Raw genomic sequence first — 451 nt, forward strand, 5'->3', positions numbered from 1 at the left:
CGATATGGCGAGAGATGAAGGCGAAGACGTAGATGAGGCGCGGTTCGTTGCTGGCATCAGGCTTTGGTTTTAAGGACCCTAGATGAAAAGAATAATTATTAGCTTCGCTGCCTTCTGCGCACTAGGCCTGTTGGTGGTGGCCGGTGTTGTTTTCTCGGGACTAATAAACGTTGCCGCGGATGATCCTCATACGGGAGCCGTGCACGCTTTCTTGGAAACTGCTCGCAATCGCTCGATTGAGGTTCGCTCCGAAGACATAGTCGTGCCATCTCTCGACGATGAAGACCAAATCCGCGCCGGGGCGGGGAACTACGACTCGATGTGTGTGGGTTGTCACTTGGCGCCAGGCATGGCTGAGACCGAGCTAAGCAATGGCCTTTATCCCGCTCCACCCAGCCTGGCTGAAGCGGGGCTATACGGTGACCCAGCAAAAACATTTTGGGTCATCAAG

1 protein-coding gene and 1 pseudogene are annotated in these 451 nt (G+C 54.5%); both read left to right on the forward strand.

The annotated features are described in order from the left end of the window. The coding region (locus RT21_RS23730; protein WP_156155751.1) for a copper resistance protein B at positions 1–73 on the forward strand (73 nt) is incomplete at its 5' end. A 9-nt stretch (positions 74–82) separates the two neighbouring features. Beyond that, a pseudogene (locus RT21_RS23995) lies at positions 83–451 on the forward strand (cytochrome c); the annotation flags it as partial.

This window comes from Pseudomonas sp. 10B238 (assembly GCF_000970615.1).
In the GTDB taxonomy this organism is placed as follows: domain Bacteria; phylum Pseudomonadota; class Gammaproteobacteria; order Pseudomonadales; family Pseudomonadaceae; genus Stutzerimonas.